This is a genomic window from Saccharopolyspora griseoalba, assembly GCF_042665275.1.
In the GTDB taxonomy this organism is placed as follows: Bacteria; Actinomycetota; Actinomycetes; order Mycobacteriales; family Pseudonocardiaceae; genus Saccharopolyspora; species Saccharopolyspora griseoalba.
Genome location: NZ_JBHTCJ010000012.1, coordinates 189725 through 206920, shown reverse-complemented (window position 1 = coordinate 206920; position 17196 = coordinate 189725). Strand labels below are relative to the sequence as shown.

Sequence of the window (17196 nt, the reverse complement as noted above, 5' to 3'; positions counted from 1 at the left end):
CGGCCTCGGCCACCGTCTTGTCGGTCTCGTGCGCCAGCCGCGGGTCCACCTCCAGCGACACCCGACCGTCCACACCACCGGTCCGGTCGTAGACGTCGCGGAAGACGTCCGCAGCATCCCGCACGTCATCGGTCGTGATGATGCGCGCGGCGGCGTCGACGCCCTCGCCGGCTGCCGCGAGCACTTCGAGCTGCTCGTCGTAGTCGGACTCCCCGGAGAGCGCGTTGGCGAAGATCGTCGGGTTGGACGTGGCACCGACCAGGCAGCGCTCGTCGATCAGCTCCTGCAGCCTGCCCGACGCGATCCGGCGCCGGGACAGGTCGTCCAACCAGATCGACACCCCGGCATCGCTCAACGCCCTGAGGTTCGCGTTGGCCAAGGCGGTCCTCCACTCCTTCGATCGCGGTTCCGGTCGCGGAGGTGTGCGTCACGCGTAGCGCAGCACGGCACCGATCCCGCCGGTGAGCTCGACCGCCTCGGGCTCGGCGACGAGCACCTCGCCGTCGACGGCGGCGAGGGTGCGCAGCACGGCAGCGCTTCCCGGCACCCGGTCCAGCGTCTCGCTGCCCATGTCGGCGAGATCCTGCTCCACGTCGGCGATCTCGGCCTGCCCCGGTCCGATGTAGAGCTCACCGGCCCGGTCGTCGGCGGTCCACAGCAGGGTGCGGACCTGACCGCGACGCAGCCTGTCCACTGTGTCCGGCCAGCCCTCGACGGCCCGCTCGGCGCGGCCCCGTTCGCGCTCGAACTCCTCGACGACTTCGGTCAGGTGCGCGCGGTGCACGGTCGGAGCCACCTCCTGCCGCACCTGCTCGACCGGGACGTCGTGCAGGCCCGAGTCGGTCTCCAGCACGGTGTCGCGCACCTGGTTGCCGAGGCGTTCGCGCACCAGGCCGCGCTGCTGCACGTCGCCGGCCAGCACGATCACCCTGGCGTTCATCTTGCGGGCGCGCTCGGTGACCTCGTCGGCTATCACCTCCGCGTTGCGGCGCCACTGCTCCTCGACGGCCTGGTGGAACCGGTCGTGGTTCTCCGGATCACCGGCGTGCGTCTTGTGCACCGGGTGGTCCTGACCGCTGACCTCGGTCCGCTCCACGTCACCGGGACCCCGCACCAGGGTCAGCTCAGCACCGACCCGGTCGAGCACGGCCACCACGAAGGGCACCCGGGACATCGCCCGCCGCAGGTACGGCATCAGGTGCGGCGCGGGGCCGAAGTGGGCCTGGTCCTCGGCCGGCAGGTCGTTGGGCGGTTCGGGCAGCTCGTCGGAGAGCACCACCGCACCGCCGGTGCCGACGATGACCTGACCGCGCTGCCCGGTTTGCGCCCGGTGCCCGCGCACGTGCTCGCCGATCGCCTCCAGCGTGGCCTCGTCGGCGCCCTGGCCGCTGAGCCGCTCGCGCAGGTCGCGCCAGCGCAGTTCGATCGCCTTGGACGCGTCCTCGGCGTCGGCCGAGGTGTCCAGGTAAGCGGTGACGAACGGCCCCGGCCGGTCGTAGACGTGCTGCAGAGATCCCATCTCCACGGCCGCATCACCTCCGCGCGATCGCGTCACGGCACACCCCGGGTGTGCCCATCGGCGCCCGTAGTTCAAACCCGCGGCGATCGCCGGTGGCGCGCTCAGCGGCGCCCGAGCGCGGCGTAGGCATTGGCCCGGCCGATCTCGTCCTCGGTCGGCTCACCGCCGGGCCGCCAGGACTGGGTCGGCCCCTTCGTCGGGGCACCGGTAGAGCGGCTTCGGGCGATTCGCCCAACGCGCTGCGAGGTGGTCGGATACGGGAAGCGCGCGAAACCGGCGCGACCGTGTCGAGAACGCGCGATCGGCTCCGTCCCAGGAGCACGAGCGGCCAGGACGGGCCGCGCGCGAACAGGGAGAACGATCATGAAATACCTGCTGCTCAAGCACTACCGCGGCGCGCCCGAGCCGGCCAGCGACTCCTGGGCCCCGATGGATCAGTGGACTCCGGAGGAGGTCGACGCGCACATCCGGTTCATGCAGGACTTCGCCGACCGGCTGCAGGAGACCGGCGAGTTCGTCGATGCCCAGGCGCTGGCGCCCGAGGGAGCCTTCGTGCGCTACGACGGCGAGGGGCGCCCACCGGTCACCGACGGCCCGTTCGCCGAGACCAAGGACCTCATCGCCGGTTGGATGATCATCGACGTGGAGTCCTGGGACCGCGCCGTCGCGCTGGCCGGGGAGCTCTCGGCCGCCCCCGGCCCCGCGGGCGAACCGCTCCAGGAGTGGCTCGAGGTGCGACCGTTCCTGTCCGAGCAGCCGCGGACGGCCCGGTGAACGAGCCGCTGCTGCGCGAGCTCGTCCCGGCGGTGATCGGCGTTCTCGTCCGGCGCGGCGCGGATTTCGCGTCGGCCGAGGGGACGCCGTGCAGGACGCCCAGATCCGCGCCCTCGACGCCTGGTCCGGCGGCGCGCCGGAGGACCCGAAGGGCTGGCTGGTCAACGTCGCCTGGCGCGAGTTCCTCGACTCCGCGGGCGCGGAGTCGTCCCGGCGCGGGCCGAACCGCGGCCGGGCCCGGTGCCCGGCACCGACGACACGCTGCGGTTGCACTTCCTGCGCGCGCACCCCGACCTCCGCGATCGCGCAGACCCTGCGCGCGATCGGCGGCCTGACCACCCGGCAGATCGCCGAGGCCTACCTCGTTCCCGAGGTGACTCATGCTGCTGCACCCCGCGCGCCGGGCGTCCCGCACCGACGAGCGCGGGCGCCTGGTGCCGCTCGCCGAGCAGGACCGATCGCGCTGGGACACCGGCAGATCGCCGCGGGCGTGCGGCTGCTGCAGACCGCGCTCGCCCGCGACCGGCCGGGGCAGTACCAGTGCAGGCCGCGATCGCCTCGGTGGACGCCGACGTGCCCCGCCGCGGCGCGGCGCGGGCGCACTTGCTCGAACGGGCTGGGGAGCTCCAGCAGTCCGCCGAGCTCTGCGCCGCGGCCGCCACCGCCGCGACGAGCGTTCCCGAGCGCGACCACCTCACCCGTCAGGCCGCGCGCGTGCGGCAGCTGCTGCGGCCGTGAGCGCGGTCCACCGGCGCGGCGTCAGCCGGCCACCCGGCGGACCGAGTGGACCTCTCCCATGTACTTGACCTCTTCGACCGTCACGTCCTGGCCCTCGGTCGGCGCGTGGACCATCTTGCCGTTGCCGAGGTAGATGCCGTTGTGGCTGGCCGAGCTGTAGAAGAAGATGATGTCGCCCGGCTTCATGTTCGACTGGCTGACCTCCTTGCCGACCGAGACCTGGGAGCGGGTCGAGCTGGGCAACGAGACCCCGGCCTGCTTGTAGGACCACTGCACCAGTCCGGAGCAGTCGAACTCCTCGGGACCCTTGGCGCCGTAGACGTAGGGCGAGCCCTGCTTGCTCAGCGCGGCGTTGACCGCCTCGATCGCGGACCCGGACCCGGTGAGCTGCTCGACGGCGCTGCTGGCGCCCTCGAGCACGTCCTTGTCCTCCTCGCTGAGGCTGCTGTACTGCTCCTTGACCTCGGCGATCTGGGAGTCCATCTGCTCCTTGCGGTTGGCGATGTCGCCTTCGAGCTTGGCGGCGTCGCGCTCCGCCTTGGCGGCCTTGGCCTCGGCCTCGCGCGCCTCGCGCTGCGCCTTCTCCGCGCGGTGGGTGGCATCGGCCATGGCGCGCACCGCGCGGTCGTTGCGCTGCGACAGCAGGTCCAGCGCCGCGGCGCGGTCCAGGAACTGCTTCGGACGCTCGCTGCCCACCAGCGCCGAGAGGGTGTTCATCCGGGAGCCCTTGTAGGAGGCCTTGCTCAGCTCGTCGACCTTGCCGCGCAGCGCCTCCTCCTGGGAGTGCGCCTCGGCGGCGACCTTGTCGGCCTGCGCCGCGGCGGCGCCGAACCGCTGCAGCGCCTGCTCCTTGGCCGCGTGGTCGTCCTGGGCCTTCTTGTAGTCCTCGGTGAGGACCTCGGCCTGCTTGGACAGCTCCCGCAGCTTCTGCAGGGCCTGCGAGGCGTTGGCCGGCTGGTCGGGCTGTGCCACTGCGGGCGCGCCGCTGATGAACACGGTGGACAGCGCGGTCGCGGCCACCAATGCGGTGCGCTTGGCGGTGCGGGTGGTGTTCAGCGACATCGGACGCTCCCTAACGGATCGGTCACCGGCGGATCTCCGGCAGATCGGTCCGCGACCCTAGACGCCGGCCGCACCCGCCCCGCGACCCCCTGAGCGCGTCCGCGGCGGCCGGCGAGGTCGTACCCAGCGAGTTCTCTCACCCCAGCGGGTGAGAGCCCGTCCCGCCGCCGTCGCGCGCGATGAGTGACCCTTACCACTTCGGCATTTTGCTAACGCGAGCGCCGAGCAGATCGATACGGCGCATTTCGCGAACACCGCTACCGCCAGTGGAGGAATCCGCGATTCGTCGCGCCGGGCGAATCGCGCGAGCCGCCGCGAAAGAATCCGCGGGATGCGTCTCCGCAGGCCAGGTGGCGGCAAGCTTCGGGAATGCGCAAATTGATGACCCGTTGACGCAAATGCCGGGTTTGACCAGCGATCCGGTCAGCTCACCTCCCCGCCGACCCGGCCCGGGTGATCGAGCGATGCAGATTTCCCGGACACGAAAGGGCCTGATTCCTCCAGACCCGTTTCCCCTCCCGGCGCAGCGTTCCCACGACGGGTACAAACCGACCGGGATCGACCCGCTGGCGGCGATGGGCACCGAGGAGAGGGCGCGCCGATCCCGCGGCTGCCGACCAGGCTCCGCGACCGGGGAGACCCGGCGATCGTGCTCAGCGGGCACGACCACGCGCGGGCCCCAGACGTCTGCCACCGGGTGAACCGGCTGCAGCACGGCGAGATCACCTGCGGGCTCCCGCCTCGCAGACCTCGGTGCCCGAGCTGCTCGACCGTCAACGCCGAGCACCGGAACCGAGCCCCCGGACGGCGGCGCCCAGGGCGGCGATGCCCTGCTCGATCTCGGGCACCTCGATCCGGCTGAACGACAGGCGCAGGTGCTCGGCATCGGGCCGTTCGGCGAAGAACCCGGCCCCGGGCACGTAGGCCACGGCGTGCTCGGCCGCTTCGGCCGCCAGCTCGGTGGTGTCCACGCCCGGCAGGCGCACCCAGGTGAAGAACCCGCCGGCCGGGGCGGTCCACTCGCCCAGCTCGGCGAAGTGCGCGCGCAGCGCGGCGTCGACGGCCGCCGCCCGGTCCCGGTAGAGCGCGCGGGCCTTCGGCAGGTGCGCGTCGAGCAGACCGCCGCGCAGGTACTCCTCCAGCATGCGCTGGCCCAGCGCGCCGGCGCACTGGTCGGAGTTCTGCTTGGCCACCGCCAGCTTGGCCACGATCTCGGCCGGACCGCTCGCCCAGCCCAGGCGCACGCCGGGGAAGAAGACCTTGGAGAAGGTGCCGATCTGCACCACCACGTCCGGGCCGATCGACCACAAGCTGGGCGAGGCGGTGCCGTCGAAGCCCAGGTGGCGGTAGGCGACGTCCTCGACGATCAGCACTCCGTGGCGTCTGCAGAGCTCGACGAGCTCGCTGCGGCGCACCTCGGAGAGCGAGCGGCCGCTGGGGTTCTGGTGGTCGGGGATGGTGTAGAGCAGCTTCGGCGGCACCGGCGCCGCGGCCAGCAGCTCGCCCAGCGCGCCGACGTCGAGGCCGTCCTCGTCGAGTTCCACCCCGCGCAGCACCGGGTCGTGGGCGGCGAAACCGGACACCGCTCCGAGGTAGGTGGGTTCCTCGACCAGCACCACGTCGCCCGGGTCGAGCATCGTCCTGGCGATGAGCGTCACCGCGTCGATGCCGCCGCTGGTGATCATCAGCTCGTCGTCGGCCGCGCGGTGGCCCTGCTCGTCGGACAACCAGTCGATCATGGCGTGGCGCGCGGATTCGATGCCGTTGCTGGGCGCGTACTGCAGCGCCACGCCGGGGTCGTCGTCGAGCAGGCGGCGGGTGATATCGCCGAGCTCGCCGGTCGGGAACAGCGAGGGGTCGGGGAACCCGCCGGAGAAGTTCAGCACGCCCTCGGCGTTGGCCAGCGCCAGGATCCCGCCGAGCGGATCACCGCCGTCCCGGGCCCGTCGCGCCATCCGCCGCGTCCAGTCGACCATCAGCAACCTCCCCACGTCCGCGTGCGGACGAGGCTACGGCCTCGAACGCGGCCGTGGCGGATTCCGCCGCGCGTCAGCGCTCGCCGTCGTCGACCCGCTTGGCGGCCGGCCCCGAGTGGGCGGCCTTGCGGGCTTCGCGCCGCAGCTGCAGGATCCGGGCGGTGCCGGCGAGGGCGACCAGCAGCGCGCCGCCGATCACCGCGAAGAGCATGGCCACGCCCAGCGGCAGGGTTCCGGCGAAGCCGAGGAACCGCACGGTGACGTTCTGGAAGTTCTGCAGGATGAAGATCAGCAGGAACACCAGCACGACGAACGCGATGACCACGCTGGACCAGATCCACGCGGTCCGGGACCGCTTCGTCTCGCCACCGGTCGCCTGCTCGGCACCGGGCTTGGTCTCGTCGCTCGAACCGTTGCGCGCCATACCGATCATCATCGACCGGTCACGCGGAGTGCGCAATAGCGACGCGCTGTGCCGGACCAGGAGGGCAGCCGCGCCGCGCGAACCCCGTCACGCCCCCTCATCGCAACTCGACTGATCCATCAGTCAATTGCGCAATGCCACCCATACCCCCTGCTTGCAGGCAGTTCGAAACGGCGCCAGAAACCCCATCATTGCGACTATCGCAATGCTCTGCTAGCGTTCTCCGCGTGACAGCCGATGACGGGTTGCGGGACCGGGTGCGCGCGGTCATCCGCGAGCACCCCGACAGCCAGCGCGCCTTCGCCGAACGCATCGGCCTCGACGCCACCAAGCTGTCGAAGTCGCTGACCGGCACCCGGCGCTTCACCCCGGCCGAGCTCACCCGCATCGCCGAGGTCTGCCACGTCACGGTCAACTGGCTGATCAACGGCGGCGACGACGTGGAGACCGTTGCCGCCGCCCCTCGGCGCAGCGCCCGCGCCGAGACCACCAAACCCGAGCGGTACCAGCAGATCCTCGACGCGGCGTGGGAGCTGATCGCCGAGCGCGGCTACCACGCGGTGCGCGTCGCCGACGTCGCCAAGGCGACGGGCACCAGCGCGGCGACCATCCACTACTACTTCCCCGGTCGCGACGACCTGCTCACCGAAGCCCTGCGGTACTCGGTCAAGCAGGCCTTCGACCGGCAGGTCGCCGAGCTGCACAGCGTCGAGGACGCCCACGAGCGGCTGCTGCGGCTGGTGGAGCTGCAGCTGCCCTCCCCGGGCTTGCTGCGGCGGGAGTGGTCGATCTGGCTGCAGGTGTGGAACGAGAGCGCGCTGCGCCCGGAACTCCGGGTGCTGCACAGCGATTCCTACACCCGCTGGCACGACACCATCGCCCGCACCATCCGCGAGGGGCAGCAGCAAGGCGTGTTCACCGAGACCGATGCCGAGGACCTCACGATGAGCCTGACCGCGCTCATCGACGGCCTCGGCATCCAGGTCCTCACCGAGCGCCGGGGGCGTTCGGTGGAACGCATGCGCAAGGCGCTGCACGACTACATCGACCGCGAGATCGTCCGCCGCTGAACCCGATCCGACTTCAGCGCCCGCACCCGCGGGCGCTGGCGAAGCACGCCCGAAAACGCAAAGGAACGCCATGAACAACGAGGTCATCATCACCGCCGCGCTGACCGGCGCGGGCGACACCACGGGCAAGAGCGAGTTCGTCCCGGTCTCCCCGGAGCAGATCGCCTCCGACGCGGTGGACGCGGCCAACGCGGGCGCCGCGGTGGTGCACATCCACGTGCGCAACGTCGAGACCGGGCAGGGCTCGCGGGAGGTGCACCTCTACGAGGAGGTGGTGCGCCGCGTCCGCGAGTCCGGTGTGGACGTGGTGATCAACCTGACCGCCGGGATGGGCGGCGACCTGGTCATCGACCAGGAGGACCCGCTCAAGCCGGTCGACGGCACCGACCTGGTCAACGGGCTGGACCGGCTGCCGCACGTCGAGGAGCTGCTGCCGGACATCTGCACGATGGACATGGGCTCGCTGAACTTCGGCGAGGGCAGCCAGCTCTACATCTCCACCCCGGACATGCTGCGGGCGGGCGCCGAGCGCATCCAGCAGCTCGGGGTCAAGCCGGAGATGGAGATCTTCGACACCGGGCAGCTGTGGTTCGCCACCAAGCTCATCGAGGAGGGCTTGATCGACGCCCCGCCGCTGTTCCAGCTGTGCATGGGCATCCCCTACGGCGCCCCGGCCGACCCGGGCGTGCTCCAGGCGATGGTGAACATGCTGCCCGAGGGCGCCAACTGGGCCAGCTTCTCCATCGGACGCAACCAGATGCCCTGGGTCGCGCAGTCGGCGATCCTCGGCGGCCACGTGCGCGTCGGTCTGGAGGACAACCTCTACCTGAGCAAGGGCGTCAAGGCCAGCAACGCGCAGCTGGTCGAGCGCGCCGTGACCATCGTCGAGGCCCTCGGCGCCAAGGTCGCCACCCCGGACCAGGCCCGCGCGAAGCTCGGCCTCGAGCCCCGCTCCTGACCCGAACGCCCCACCCGGGCAGCGGGCCACGAGCCGGCTCGCTGCCCGCATCTTCCGAAGGGATCGCACAGTGAACGCACGCATCGCACCGGGGTCGGTGCGCCGGGTGGCCTGCGTCGGCGCAGGCGTCATCGGCGGCGGCTGGGTCGCGCACTTCCTGGCCCGCGGCTACCAGGTCACCGCCTGGGACCCCGCCGCCGACGCCGAGGACAAGCTCGCGCGGCTGGTCGAGGCCGCCTGGCCCGCGCTGACCGAGCTGGGTCTGGCCGAGGGCGCCTCGCAGCAGAACCTGACCGTGGCCGACAGCCTCGAGCAGGCCGTCGCCGAGGCCGAGTTCGTCCAGGAGAGCGCGCCCGAGGACCTGGAGCTCAAGCGGGACCTGCTGGCCCGCATCGACGCCGCCACCCCGGCGGGCGTGGTGATCTCCTCGTCCACCTCCGGCTACCCGATGACCGACATGCAGCAGCGCTGCACCGATCCGCAGCGCCTGGTCGTCGGCCACCCGTTCAACCCGCCCTACCTCATCCCGCTGGTCGAGGTGGTCGGCGGCGAGCTCTCCGAGCAGTGGGCGGTCGACTGGGCCGCGGAGTTCTTCGAGGTCGCGGGCAAGCACGTGATCAAGATGGACGACGAGGTGCCCGGTTTCATCGCCAACCGGCTGCAGGAGGCGATCTGGCGCGAAGCGCTGCACATGGTCGCCAACGGCGAGGCCACCGTCGAGCAGCTGGACGCCTCGATCACCGCCGGGCCGGGCCTTCGCTGGCCGCTGTTCGGCCCGTGCTTGACCTTCCACCTCGCCGGTGGCGAGGGCGGCATGGCGCACATGCTCGACCACTTCGGCCCGTCGCTGAAGTCGCCGTGGACGCGGCTGGAGGCCCCGGAGCTCACCGACGACCTGCGCGACCGCATGGTGCGGGGCTGCGAGGAGGCCTCCGGCGGCGCCGCGGTCGCCGACATGGTCGCCGACCGCGACCGCGCGATCATCGAGGTCATGCGCGCCGTGGACAAGGTCAAGGAGGCCCGATGAGCCGCGAGCCCGACCTGCGCCAGCGGGTCCGCCCGGAGTGGATCGACTACAACGGCCACCTCAGCGAGGCCTACTACGTGCTGGTGTTCGGCTTCGCCACCGACGCGCTGATGGAGCGCGTCGGCATGGACCGGACCTACCTGCGGGAGACCGGCTGCTCGCTGTACACCGTCGAGGCGCACGTGCGCTACCTGCGCGAGGTGCCGCCGGACTCGGAGCTGCTGATCACCACCCGCGTCGTCGACGCGGGGGCCAAGAAGCTGCGGGTGTGCCACGAGATGGTGGTCGACGGCGAGCTGGTGGCCACCGAGGAGGTGCTGGCGCTGCACGTCGACGGCGAGCAGGGGCGCACCGCGCCGTTCCCGCAGCGCATCGCCGATGAGCTGGCCGCCGCGGTGGAGCCGGCCCCGGAGTACGCCGGGCGGTCGATCGGCTGATCACCGCTCTCCCGAGCGCGGTAGCCTGAGATTGGACAGCACGCTGACTATCAGTCGGCTGTCGTTTTCGGGAGGTTCGATGGGTTCGACCGACCCGGTGCGCCCCGCCGGTCTGGGCAGCCTGGGCTACCGGCTCAACCTCGCCGCGCGCCGCGCGCGGGAGAACTTCGAGCGGCACCTGCACGAGGCAGGTGCCAGCTTCGCCGCGTGGACCGTGCTGGAGACCCTGCACGTCCTGGGACCGCTGATCCAGCGGGAGCTCGCGGCCGAGCTGCGCGTCAGCGGCCAGACCGTGGCGCGGCAGGTCGACCGGCTCGTCGCCGACGGCCTGCTGCGCCGCGATCAGGCCGGTGCGGACCGGCGCGCGCAGGTGGTCGCCCTCACCGACGAGGGCCGGGCGGTGCACGAGCGGTTGATCGAGGCGGCGCGGCAGGCCAACGCCGAGCTGATGCGCGGCATGGAGGCCGACGAGGTGGAGGCCTTCGAGGCGCTGCTGGACCGGATGGTCGCCAACCTCCCCGACGGCACCGGCTGATCCACCGCTACGGGAGAGATCTTGCGCATCGTCCTGACCGCCCAACCCATGTACTCCCACCTCGTGCCGCTGGTGCTGCCGGTTGCGCGCCTGCTGCGCGACGCCGGGCACGACGTCGCGGTGGCCACCGGCGTCCAGGTCGCCGAGCACGTCGAGAACGCCGGGCTGCGGGCGATCCGGCTGCCCAACGCGCTGTCGATGGGCCAGCTGGCGACGGACCCGGCCTGCGCCGGGCTCGGGAAGGTGCCCGACGCGATGCGCACCGACCGCGGGCGCAGGACGATCGGCGCCACGCCGGAGGTCTTCGCGCACAACTTCATCGGCGTGCTCGGCCGCCGCTTCGCCGCCGACCTGCTGGAGCGGCTCGACGAGCAGCGGCCGGACCTGATCGTGCACGAGGCCACCGAGTTCGGCGGCTACCTCGCCGCGCGCGTGCTGGGCATCCCGCAGGCGGTGCTCGACATCGGCCCGATGGCCCCGCACGACACGCCCGAGGTGCTGGCCGAGCTCAACGGGTTGCGCGCGGCCGTCGACCTGCCCGAGATCGACGATCCGCTCGACCCGCTGCGCGGGTTCCGGGCGAGCCTCGTCCCGGAGGTGTACTACCCCGAGCACGCCCGGCTGGACTCCGCGCACCACTACCGGGCGCCGCAGCGGCGGCCCGAGCGGCTCGACCCGGAGATCGCCGCGCTGCCGGACGACCGGCCGATGGTGCTGGCCAGCCTGGGCTCCAACGCGCCGATGATCCTCGGCGAACGCCCTCAGCTGCTGGAAACGATCGTCGAGGCGCTGGGCGAGATGCCGGTCACCGCGGTGGCGGCCATCGGCGCCGACCGCGCGCCCCGGGACTGGGCGGGGCCGCGTCCGGACAACGTGCACCTCACGCCGTTCGTGCAGCAGAGCACGCTGCTGCCGGCCGTGGACGCGTTCATCACCCACGGCGGGTTCAACAGCACCCTGGAGTCCTTCGGCGCCGGCGTGCCGATGGTGGCGGTCCCGATGTTCGCCGAGCAGCCGGGCAACGCCGCGCGCATCGCCGAGCTGGGCGCGGGCCTGCGGTTGAACGTCGAAGACGTCACCACCGCCAGCCTGCGCGAGGCGCTGCAGCGCGTGCTCGACGAGCCGCGCCACCGCGCCCGCGCGCGAGGCGTGCAGCGCGAGATGCTGGCGCTGCCCCCGCTGCCGACCATCGCCGACGACCTCGTCGCCCACGCGAGCTGAGCCGTCGCGGGCGCGCGGCCGCGGCGCCGTGCGCCCGCACCGACCACTCAGGACAGTGGAAGCAGTGCGATATGGGTTGGTTTCGCGTCAGTGCCGGGTTCCGACGTCGGCCGAGATCACGCCGGTGGTGCCGAGGCGACGCGCGGGACGGCGCGCGCCCCAGGGGCCGCGCAGCGCGATCAGCTCGCTCGGCGACGGGCAGATCCGGCCACCTTCAACCGGGTTGCGGAACGCAGCATCAGATCCGTTGTCAGTGCGCTTGGACACAGTTCTCACCACGAGTCGTTCGGAAGTGCGCAAGAAAAACAGCGGCGGGATCTGCGCTGTCGCCTCATTATGACAAATCCGTCACTCCCCTGTCGCACCGGGGCCGGACCGGGCCCGCCCGCGCCCTCCGCAGCCCGCGGCCGCACGGCCACGACCTGCGGAAAGGTCAGGAAGCCACGTCCCACAGCAACCGGTGGTAGGCGATCCGCTCCGCGTCGGCCGAGATCCCGTAGGCGTCCAGCAACCGCCGCTCCCAACCGGGCCCGTAGTTCCACGCCGTCGACCAGGTCGCCACGGCCAGGTCCGCCCACCGGTCCCCCACCCCGAGCGAGCCGAGGTCGACGTGCCCGGCCACCCTGCCGCCGTCGGTGACCAGCGTGTTCGGCGCGCACGCGTCACCGTGGCAGACCACGGTCTCCGGCTCGGGCGCGTCGTCGAGCGCGCGCAGCACCGCATCGATGTCGAGCGAGCGGTGCTCGGGCTGCAACCGGGCGGGGTCGAGCAGACCCCGCCGCGCGCGCTCGTGCGCGACCTCGACGCGAGCGCGCGTGGTCCAGTCGAACGGGCAGCGCGCCACCGGCAGCGCCTCGTGCAGCTCCCGCAGCCCCTCGCCCACCGCGGCCACCGCGGTGGCCGGGTCGGCCAGCCAGCGTTCGTCGACCGCGCTGCGGCCCGGCATCCCAGCGGTGCGCAACCACCCGTCACCGGAGTCGAGAACCCGGGGCACGGAGGTGAATTCGACCGCCCATTCGAGCCGGCTGCGCTCGTCGGCCAAGCCCGCCGGGTCCCACTTGAGGTATTCGCGCCCGCCGTCGATCCGGAAGGTCAGCCCGCCGAGCTCGTTGCGCCACACCGCTTCGCAGCTCCGCCCGGCGGCCAGCGCGCGCACCACCTCCGGCACGGCGAACGACCCCGGGTCCGGGCGCGAGGCGATCACTCCGCTTCTTCCGGCGCCTGCCCGTCGGTCCAGGTCTCGGGAGCGACGACGTGCAGCGCGTTGCGGGCCACCTCGAAGCGCTGCGGGGTGCTGCCCACGACCTCGCCGTCGATGTTGATCGGCATCCGCTGGGCGGTGTCGACCTGCACCGCGCGCACCCGGAAGTGCTCGACCTGCGAGCTGGACGCACCGCTGCGAAGTCCGCGCGCCACTCCGACCAGGCCGGCCACGCCGCTGTTGCGCACCACGGTGACGTCGAGCGTGTCGTCGTCGATGCCCGAGTCGTTCGCGGCGAGCTGGCCGCCCCCGAAGTAGCGCCCGTTGGCCACCGAGATCTGCAGCAGCGCCTCGAACTCGCGCGGTTCGAGGTCGTCCTCCGGGAAGCTCAACCGGGCGCCGAACGCCTCGTGCTTGAAGAAGGCCTTCGCGGTGGCCACCGGGTAGGCCAGCGGGCCGAAGTAGCGCTTGATGGTGTGCGACATGTGCTGCGCGACCTCGGCGCCGAGCCCCACCGAGGCGCGGTTGACGTAGTAGTTGTCCCCGCAGAGCCCGAGGTCGATGTCGACGATGTGGCCGTCGGCGATGGTCCGGCACGCGGCGTCGAGGTCGGTCGGGATGTGCATGGTGCGCGCGAAGTCGTTGGCCGTGCCCAGCGGGAGCAGCGCCAGCGGCAGGTCGCGGTGCGCCAGCACGTCGACCACCGAGCTGACGCTGCCGTCCCCGCCACCGAGGATGACCAGGTCGTGACCGTCCGAGGCAGCGGCTTCCACGGTCTCGACCATCCGGGAGGGATCGTGCAGCGGGAAGGTCGCCCCCAACGGCACGCCCAGCTCGCGCAGCCTCTCCCGGGCCTGCGCGTAGGCCTTTCCCCCGGTGCGGGAGTGCACGTTGACCACCAGAGCGGCCTTGGTGGCGGGACGATCGATCCGCATTCCACCTCCTGCGTCGACGCGGCACGGTCCACGCCCTTTCTACACGCCGGAGCGCCGCGGGGCGTTCGCCACCACCGGGGCGCGCGGCTACCGTGCGCAGGATGCGAAATCGCCTCCGGCGCGCGACGCGCGGCCTCCGCTCGGCCGAGCGGGCCTTCCTGGCCGGCTCGTCGGCGTGGCCGCGCTCGGCCGCCGACCGGGGACTGCGGCGGCTCACGGTGCTGGCCGACCACGGCAAGCTGTGGTTCGCCCTCGCCGGTGTCCTGGCCACCAGGAAGGGGCCGTGGCGCCGCGCCGCGCTGCGGGGCGCGGCGGCCGTCGCGATCAGCAGCGCGGTCACCAACGGGCTCGGCAAGCGGTTGCTGCCGCGCCGCAGACCCGCGGTGCACCTGCTGCCCCGCCACCGCAGGTTGCGCACCCCGCCGTCGTCCTCGTCGTTCCCCTCCGGCCACGCCGCCTCCGCGGCCGCGTTCACCTCGGCGGTGAGCATGGAGGCCCCGCTGCTCGGTCTGGCGCTGGCCCCGCTGGCGGGCACGGTGGCCTACTCGCGCGTGCACACCGGGGTGCACTGGCCCAGCGACGTGGTCTTCGGCATGGCGCTCGGCGCGGGCGTGGCGATGGCGACCAGCCGCTGGTGGCCGGTCCGCGCGGCCCCGGCGCTGGCCCGGCCCAGCCCGGGCGCGGCGGCGCTGCCGACCGGCGACGGGCTGCTCCTGCTGGTCAACCCCTCGTCGGGAGCCCGCGACCCGTCGGCGGAGCTGGCCGCGCGCTGGCCGAACGCCGAGCTGCTGCACCCCGTTCCCGGGGAGGGCCTCGTCGAGCAGCTCGACGCCCACCTCGACGGCGGCCGCGACGTCGCGGCGCTGGGCGTGGCGGGCGGCGACGGAAGCGTGGCGGCCGCGGCCGAGGTCGCGGCGACCCGCGGTCTGCCCCTGCTGCCGGTGCCCACCGGCACGCTGAACCACTTCACCCGCGATCTGGGCGTTTCCGGCCCGCGGGACGCGGCCGGGGCGCTGGCCGCGGGCTCGGCGGTGCAGGTCGATCTCGGCGCGGTGCGCGTCGACGGCGGACCAACCCACCGCTTCGTCAACACCGCGGGCATCGGCGGCTACCCGGAGCTGGTGCGGCTGCGCGAGAAGTGGCAGCACCGCTGGGGGAAGTGGCCCGCCGCGGTGCTCGCCCTGGCGCGAGCGCTCGCCGAGGCCGAACCGGTCCCGGTGCGCATCGACGGCCTCCCGCACCGCGTCTGGTTGCTGTTCGTCGGCAACAACACCTACCAGCCCAAGGGCCTGGCCCCGTCCTGGCGCCCCAGGCTCGACGAGGGCCTGCTCGACCTCCGCTACATCCGCGCCGACGTGCCGCTGTCCCGCACGCGCTTCCTGGCCGGCGCGCTCACCGGAGCCCTGACCCGCAACCACGCCTACGTCCAGCGGGAACGCGAGCGCGTTCGGGTGGAGGTGCTGGGCTCGCCGGCCCCGCTGGCCGCCGACGGAGAGCTCGTCGGGTCGGGTCGCACCTTCGACTTCAGCGCCCGCCGCGCCGAGCTCCGCGCCTACCGGCCGGAGCGGACGAGCCGGGTCACGGCGCGAGCACCTCGGGCTGGAACCCGGCGGCTTCCAGCGCTCCCCTGGGGTCGTGCACGAGCCGCCGCGCGTCGAGGTCCATGATCCCCAGCACGCAGCTGATCTCGGCGGAAACCGTGCCGTCGTCCTTGGTGATCGTGGAGTCCAGGTGGAAGGACTTGCCCCGCCCGAAGCGGATCTCGCAGCTCACCTCGAAGTGCTCGCCCATCCGCAGCTCGCGCCGGAAGTCGACGGTGGTGCTCAGCAGCACCGGCGCCGTCCCCTTGGCCACCAGCGAGTTCCAGTCGCACCCGGCGGCCTCGAAACCGGCCACCCTGGCGACCTCGCCGTACTGGTGGTACACGGCGTGGTTGACGTGCCCGAGCGTGTCGAGCTCGTAGCTGCGGACCTGAAGCGGAACTCGGAATGTCACCGCCCCAGCGTAGGAGCGGAGACCCTACCCGCGGGTAAGTACATGACCGAGATCGCACCCGCGGATCGCAGCAGGTCCCGGAGGGGCGGCGCGCCGGACGTGCCCGCGCCGCAGGGCCAGGGTGATCGTGGCGGCCAGCGTCAGCCCGGCGAGATCGGCGCGAGCATCCCGGCCGCGCTCCGCGAGCGGTCCGTGCCATCGCGCGACGGCGGCGTCGAGCGCTTCGCGGGCGCGCGCCGGGCCCGGTGCGGCATGCTGGGGTGCGAGCGAAGGGAGGTTGCCGTGGCCGTTCGCGGTGTGAGCAAGGTGGTCGTGCCGGTCCGCGACCAGCAACGCGCGCTGGAGTTCTGGACCGAGGTGGTGGGATTCACCGCCACCACCGACGTGCCCTACGACGACCGGGGCACCCGGTGGATCGAGGTGACCGCGCCGAACGGGACCTCGACGTTCGTCCTCAGCGCGAGCGAATCCGACCGGGAGGCCTTCCGGGAGGTCGACGGGGTGCTGACCGCGCCGTTCTTCCTCTACGCCGACGACGTCGAGCGCACCCACGCCGAGCTGTCCGCCGCCGGGGTCGTCTTCCCGGATCCCCCGTCCCGGCAGCCCTGGGGCTGGTGGTCGAGCTTCCTCGACAGCGAGGGCAACCGCTTCGTCCTCCAGCAGGGCTGAGACCTGCCCGCCCCGATCCGCGTCACGCCCGGAAGCGGCGGTGCAGGTCGCGGACCTGCTCGACGAACTCGGGTACGGGACCTTCGACCTCCGCGCCCGGGACGACCTCCCGAATCGGCAAGGCCCGCACGGCGGGGGCCGGAACGCCCAGCTCGGCGAGCCAGCTGCCCAGCTGCTCGGAGGAGGTCGCGTAGACGATGCGGCCGAGTCCGACCCAGCCGTGCGCGGCCGCGCACATCGGGCAGTGCTCGCCCGAGGTGTAGACGGTTGCCGCCGCCCGCTGCTCCGGCGCTAGGTTGCCCGCGGCCCAGCGGGCCAGCTCGAACTCCGGGTGGCGGGTGTGATCCCCACCGGCGACCCGGTTGCGGTCCTCCCGCAGAACGGTGCCGTCCTCGGCGACCAGCACGGACCCGAACGGCTCATCACCCGCCTCGAGCGCCTCGGCGGCCAACTCAACGCACCGGCGCACGTGACGCCGATCAACCTCGGACACCAAACCAACCTCCGCTCCCCTGCCCGGTCGCGAAATTCGAGGGAAATCCGCCGGTCGAAAACCCTCGAACTTCGCGGGTCGAATTCGAGGGTTTTCGACGTTTCACTCGGCAGGGGGATGTTCGTCTCCGCACATGCGGCTTGCCGTTGCGGTACAGGATCT

At 72.5% G+C, this 17196-nt stretch carries 19 protein-coding genes and 1 pseudogene; 10 read left to right on the top strand and 10 right to left on the bottom strand.

What is annotated here, in order from left to right:
* Window positions 1-379: transaldolase family protein (locus tag ACFQRI_RS21615; protein WP_380671465.1), on the bottom strand; the 379-nt coding region annotated here is incomplete at its 3' end.
* 48 nt (window positions 380-427) lie between these two features.
* Window positions 428-1519: a baeRF2 domain-containing protein gene (locus ACFQRI_RS21610; protein WP_380671483.1), complete on the bottom strand. Its 1092-nt coding sequence runs from the start codon at window positions 1517-1519 to the stop codon at window positions 428-430.
* A 360-nt stretch (window positions 1520-1879) separates the two neighbouring features.
* Here ACFQRI_RS21610 and ACFQRI_RS21605 point away from each other — a divergent pair, with 360 nt between their 5' ends.
* Together ACFQRI_RS21605 and ACFQRI_RS21600 are read left to right on the top strand one after the other, a co-directional pair.
* Window positions 1880-2293, top strand: coding sequence for a YciI family protein (locus ACFQRI_RS21605; protein WP_380671481.1), 414 nt, complete (start codon window positions 1880-1882; stop codon window positions 2291-2293).
* Window positions 2290-3031, top strand: a pseudogene (locus tag ACFQRI_RS21600) (DUF6596 domain-containing protein). The gene ACFQRI_RS21605 and the pseudogene ACFQRI_RS21600 overlap by 4 nt, the downstream one beginning before the upstream one ends.
* 21 nt (window positions 3032-3052) lie before the next feature.
* Here ACFQRI_RS21600 and ACFQRI_RS21595 read toward each other — a convergent pair.
* The 3 genes from ACFQRI_RS21595 to ACFQRI_RS21585 form a co-directional block, all read right to left on the bottom strand.
* The gene (locus tag ACFQRI_RS21595; RefSeq protein WP_380671463.1) at window positions 3053-4093 is read right to left on the bottom strand and encodes a C40 family peptidase; all 1041 of its coding nucleotides are present in this window, start codon (window positions 4091-4093) and stop codon (window positions 3053-3055) included.
* Window positions 4094-4866: 773 nt separating this feature from the next.
* Window positions 4867-6069 (bottom strand): aminotransferase-like domain-containing protein, encoded by a 1203-nt coding sequence (locus ACFQRI_RS21590; RefSeq protein ID WP_380671461.1) that lies wholly within the window; start codon window positions 6067-6069, stop codon window positions 4867-4869.
* A gap of 73 nt (window positions 6070-6142) precedes the next feature.
* The gene (locus ACFQRI_RS21585) at window positions 6143-6493 is read right to left on the bottom strand and encodes a LapA family protein (RefSeq protein ID WP_380671459.1); all 351 of its coding nucleotides are present in this window, start codon (window positions 6491-6493) and stop codon (window positions 6143-6145) included.
* 227 nt (window positions 6494-6720) lie between these two features.
* Between ACFQRI_RS21585 and ACFQRI_RS21580 the strand changes: the two genes are divergently transcribed.
* The 6 genes from ACFQRI_RS21580 to ACFQRI_RS21555 all read left to right on the top strand — a co-directional run bounded on the left by ACFQRI_RS21580 (window position 6721) and on the right by ACFQRI_RS21555 (window position 11741).
* The gene (locus ACFQRI_RS21580; protein WP_380671457.1) at window positions 6721-7563 is read left to right on the top strand and encodes a TetR/AcrR family transcriptional regulator; all 843 of its coding nucleotides are present in this window, start codon (window positions 6721-6723) and stop codon (window positions 7561-7563) included.
* Between the two features lie 70 nt (window positions 7564-7633).
* Window positions 7634-8521 carry a beta-keto acid cleavage family enzyme gene (locus ACFQRI_RS21575; RefSeq protein ID WP_380671455.1) on the top strand — a complete coding sequence of 296 codons (888 nt, stop codon included), beginning with the start codon at window positions 7634-7636 and terminating at the stop codon, window positions 8519-8521.
* Between the two features lie 70 nt (window positions 8522-8591).
* Entirely contained in the window at window positions 8592-9548 is a 957-nt protein-coding gene (locus tag ACFQRI_RS21570) for a 3-hydroxyacyl-CoA dehydrogenase NAD-binding domain-containing protein (protein ID WP_380671453.1), read from the top strand.
* On the top strand, window positions 9545-9985 hold the full coding sequence (locus ACFQRI_RS21565) for a thioesterase family protein (protein WP_380671451.1): 441 nt from the start codon (window positions 9545-9547) through the stop codon (window positions 9983-9985). Before ACFQRI_RS21570 ends, ACFQRI_RS21565 begins: the two co-directional genes overlap by 4 nt.
* Before the next feature lie 79 nt (window positions 9986-10064).
* Window positions 10065-10520, top strand: a complete 456-nt coding sequence (locus tag ACFQRI_RS21560; RefSeq protein WP_380671449.1) for a MarR family winged helix-turn-helix transcriptional regulator — start codon at window positions 10065-10067, stop codon at window positions 10518-10520.
* A 21-nt stretch (window positions 10521-10541) separates the two neighbouring features.
* The gene (locus ACFQRI_RS21555; RefSeq protein ID WP_380671447.1) at window positions 10542-11741 is read left to right on the top strand and encodes a glycosyltransferase; all 1200 of its coding nucleotides are present in this window, start codon (window positions 10542-10544) and stop codon (window positions 11739-11741) included.
* Window positions 11742-11828: 87 nt separating this feature from the next.
* Here ACFQRI_RS21555 and ACFQRI_RS21550 read toward each other — a convergent pair whose 3' ends face one another.
* From ACFQRI_RS21550 to ACFQRI_RS21540, 3 genes are all read right to left on the bottom strand, one after another.
* Window positions 11829-12008, bottom strand: coding sequence for a hypothetical protein (locus tag ACFQRI_RS21550; protein ID WP_380671445.1), 180 nt, complete (start codon window positions 12006-12008; stop codon window positions 11829-11831).
* A 166-nt stretch (window positions 12009-12174) separates the two neighbouring features.
* Entirely contained in the window at window positions 12175-12945 is a 771-nt protein-coding gene (locus ACFQRI_RS21545) for a phosphotransferase (RefSeq protein WP_380671443.1), read from the bottom strand.
* On the bottom strand, window positions 12942-13877 hold the full coding sequence (locus ACFQRI_RS21540) for a lipid kinase (RefSeq protein WP_380671441.1): 936 nt from the start codon (window positions 13875-13877) through the stop codon (window positions 12942-12944). The genes ACFQRI_RS21545 and ACFQRI_RS21540 overlap by 4 nt, the downstream gene beginning before the upstream one ends.
* A gap of 101 nt (window positions 13878-13978) precedes the next feature.
* On the opposite strand from ACFQRI_RS21540, the gene ACFQRI_RS21535 reads away from it, so the two are divergent.
* Window positions 13979-15544: a bifunctional phosphatase PAP2/diacylglycerol kinase family protein gene (locus tag ACFQRI_RS21535; RefSeq protein ID WP_380671439.1), complete on the top strand. Its 1566-nt coding sequence runs from the start codon at window positions 13979-13981 to the stop codon at window positions 15542-15544.
* On the opposite strand, the gene ACFQRI_RS21530 is transcribed toward ACFQRI_RS21535, so the two are convergent.
* Complete coding sequence (locus tag ACFQRI_RS21530; RefSeq protein WP_380671437.1) at window positions 15456-15872, bottom strand: acyl-CoA thioesterase; 417 nt, start codon at window positions 15870-15872, stop codon at window positions 15456-15458. The two genes, ACFQRI_RS21535 and ACFQRI_RS21530, sit on opposite strands and share 89 nt — an antisense overlap.
* A 282-nt stretch (window positions 15873-16154) precedes the next feature.
* Between ACFQRI_RS21530 and ACFQRI_RS21525 the strand changes: the two genes are divergently transcribed.
* Complete coding sequence (locus ACFQRI_RS21525) at window positions 16155-16541, top strand: VOC family protein (RefSeq protein WP_380671435.1); 387 nt, start codon at window positions 16155-16157, stop codon at window positions 16539-16541.
* Window positions 16542-16563: 22 nt separating this feature from the next.
* On the opposite strand, the gene ACFQRI_RS21520 is transcribed toward ACFQRI_RS21525, so the two are convergent.
* Window positions 16564-17037: a nucleoside deaminase gene (locus tag ACFQRI_RS21520; RefSeq protein ID WP_380671433.1), complete on the bottom strand. Its 474-nt coding sequence runs from the start codon at window positions 17035-17037 to the stop codon at window positions 16564-16566.
* Between the last annotated feature and the right edge of the window lie 159 nt (window positions 17038-17196).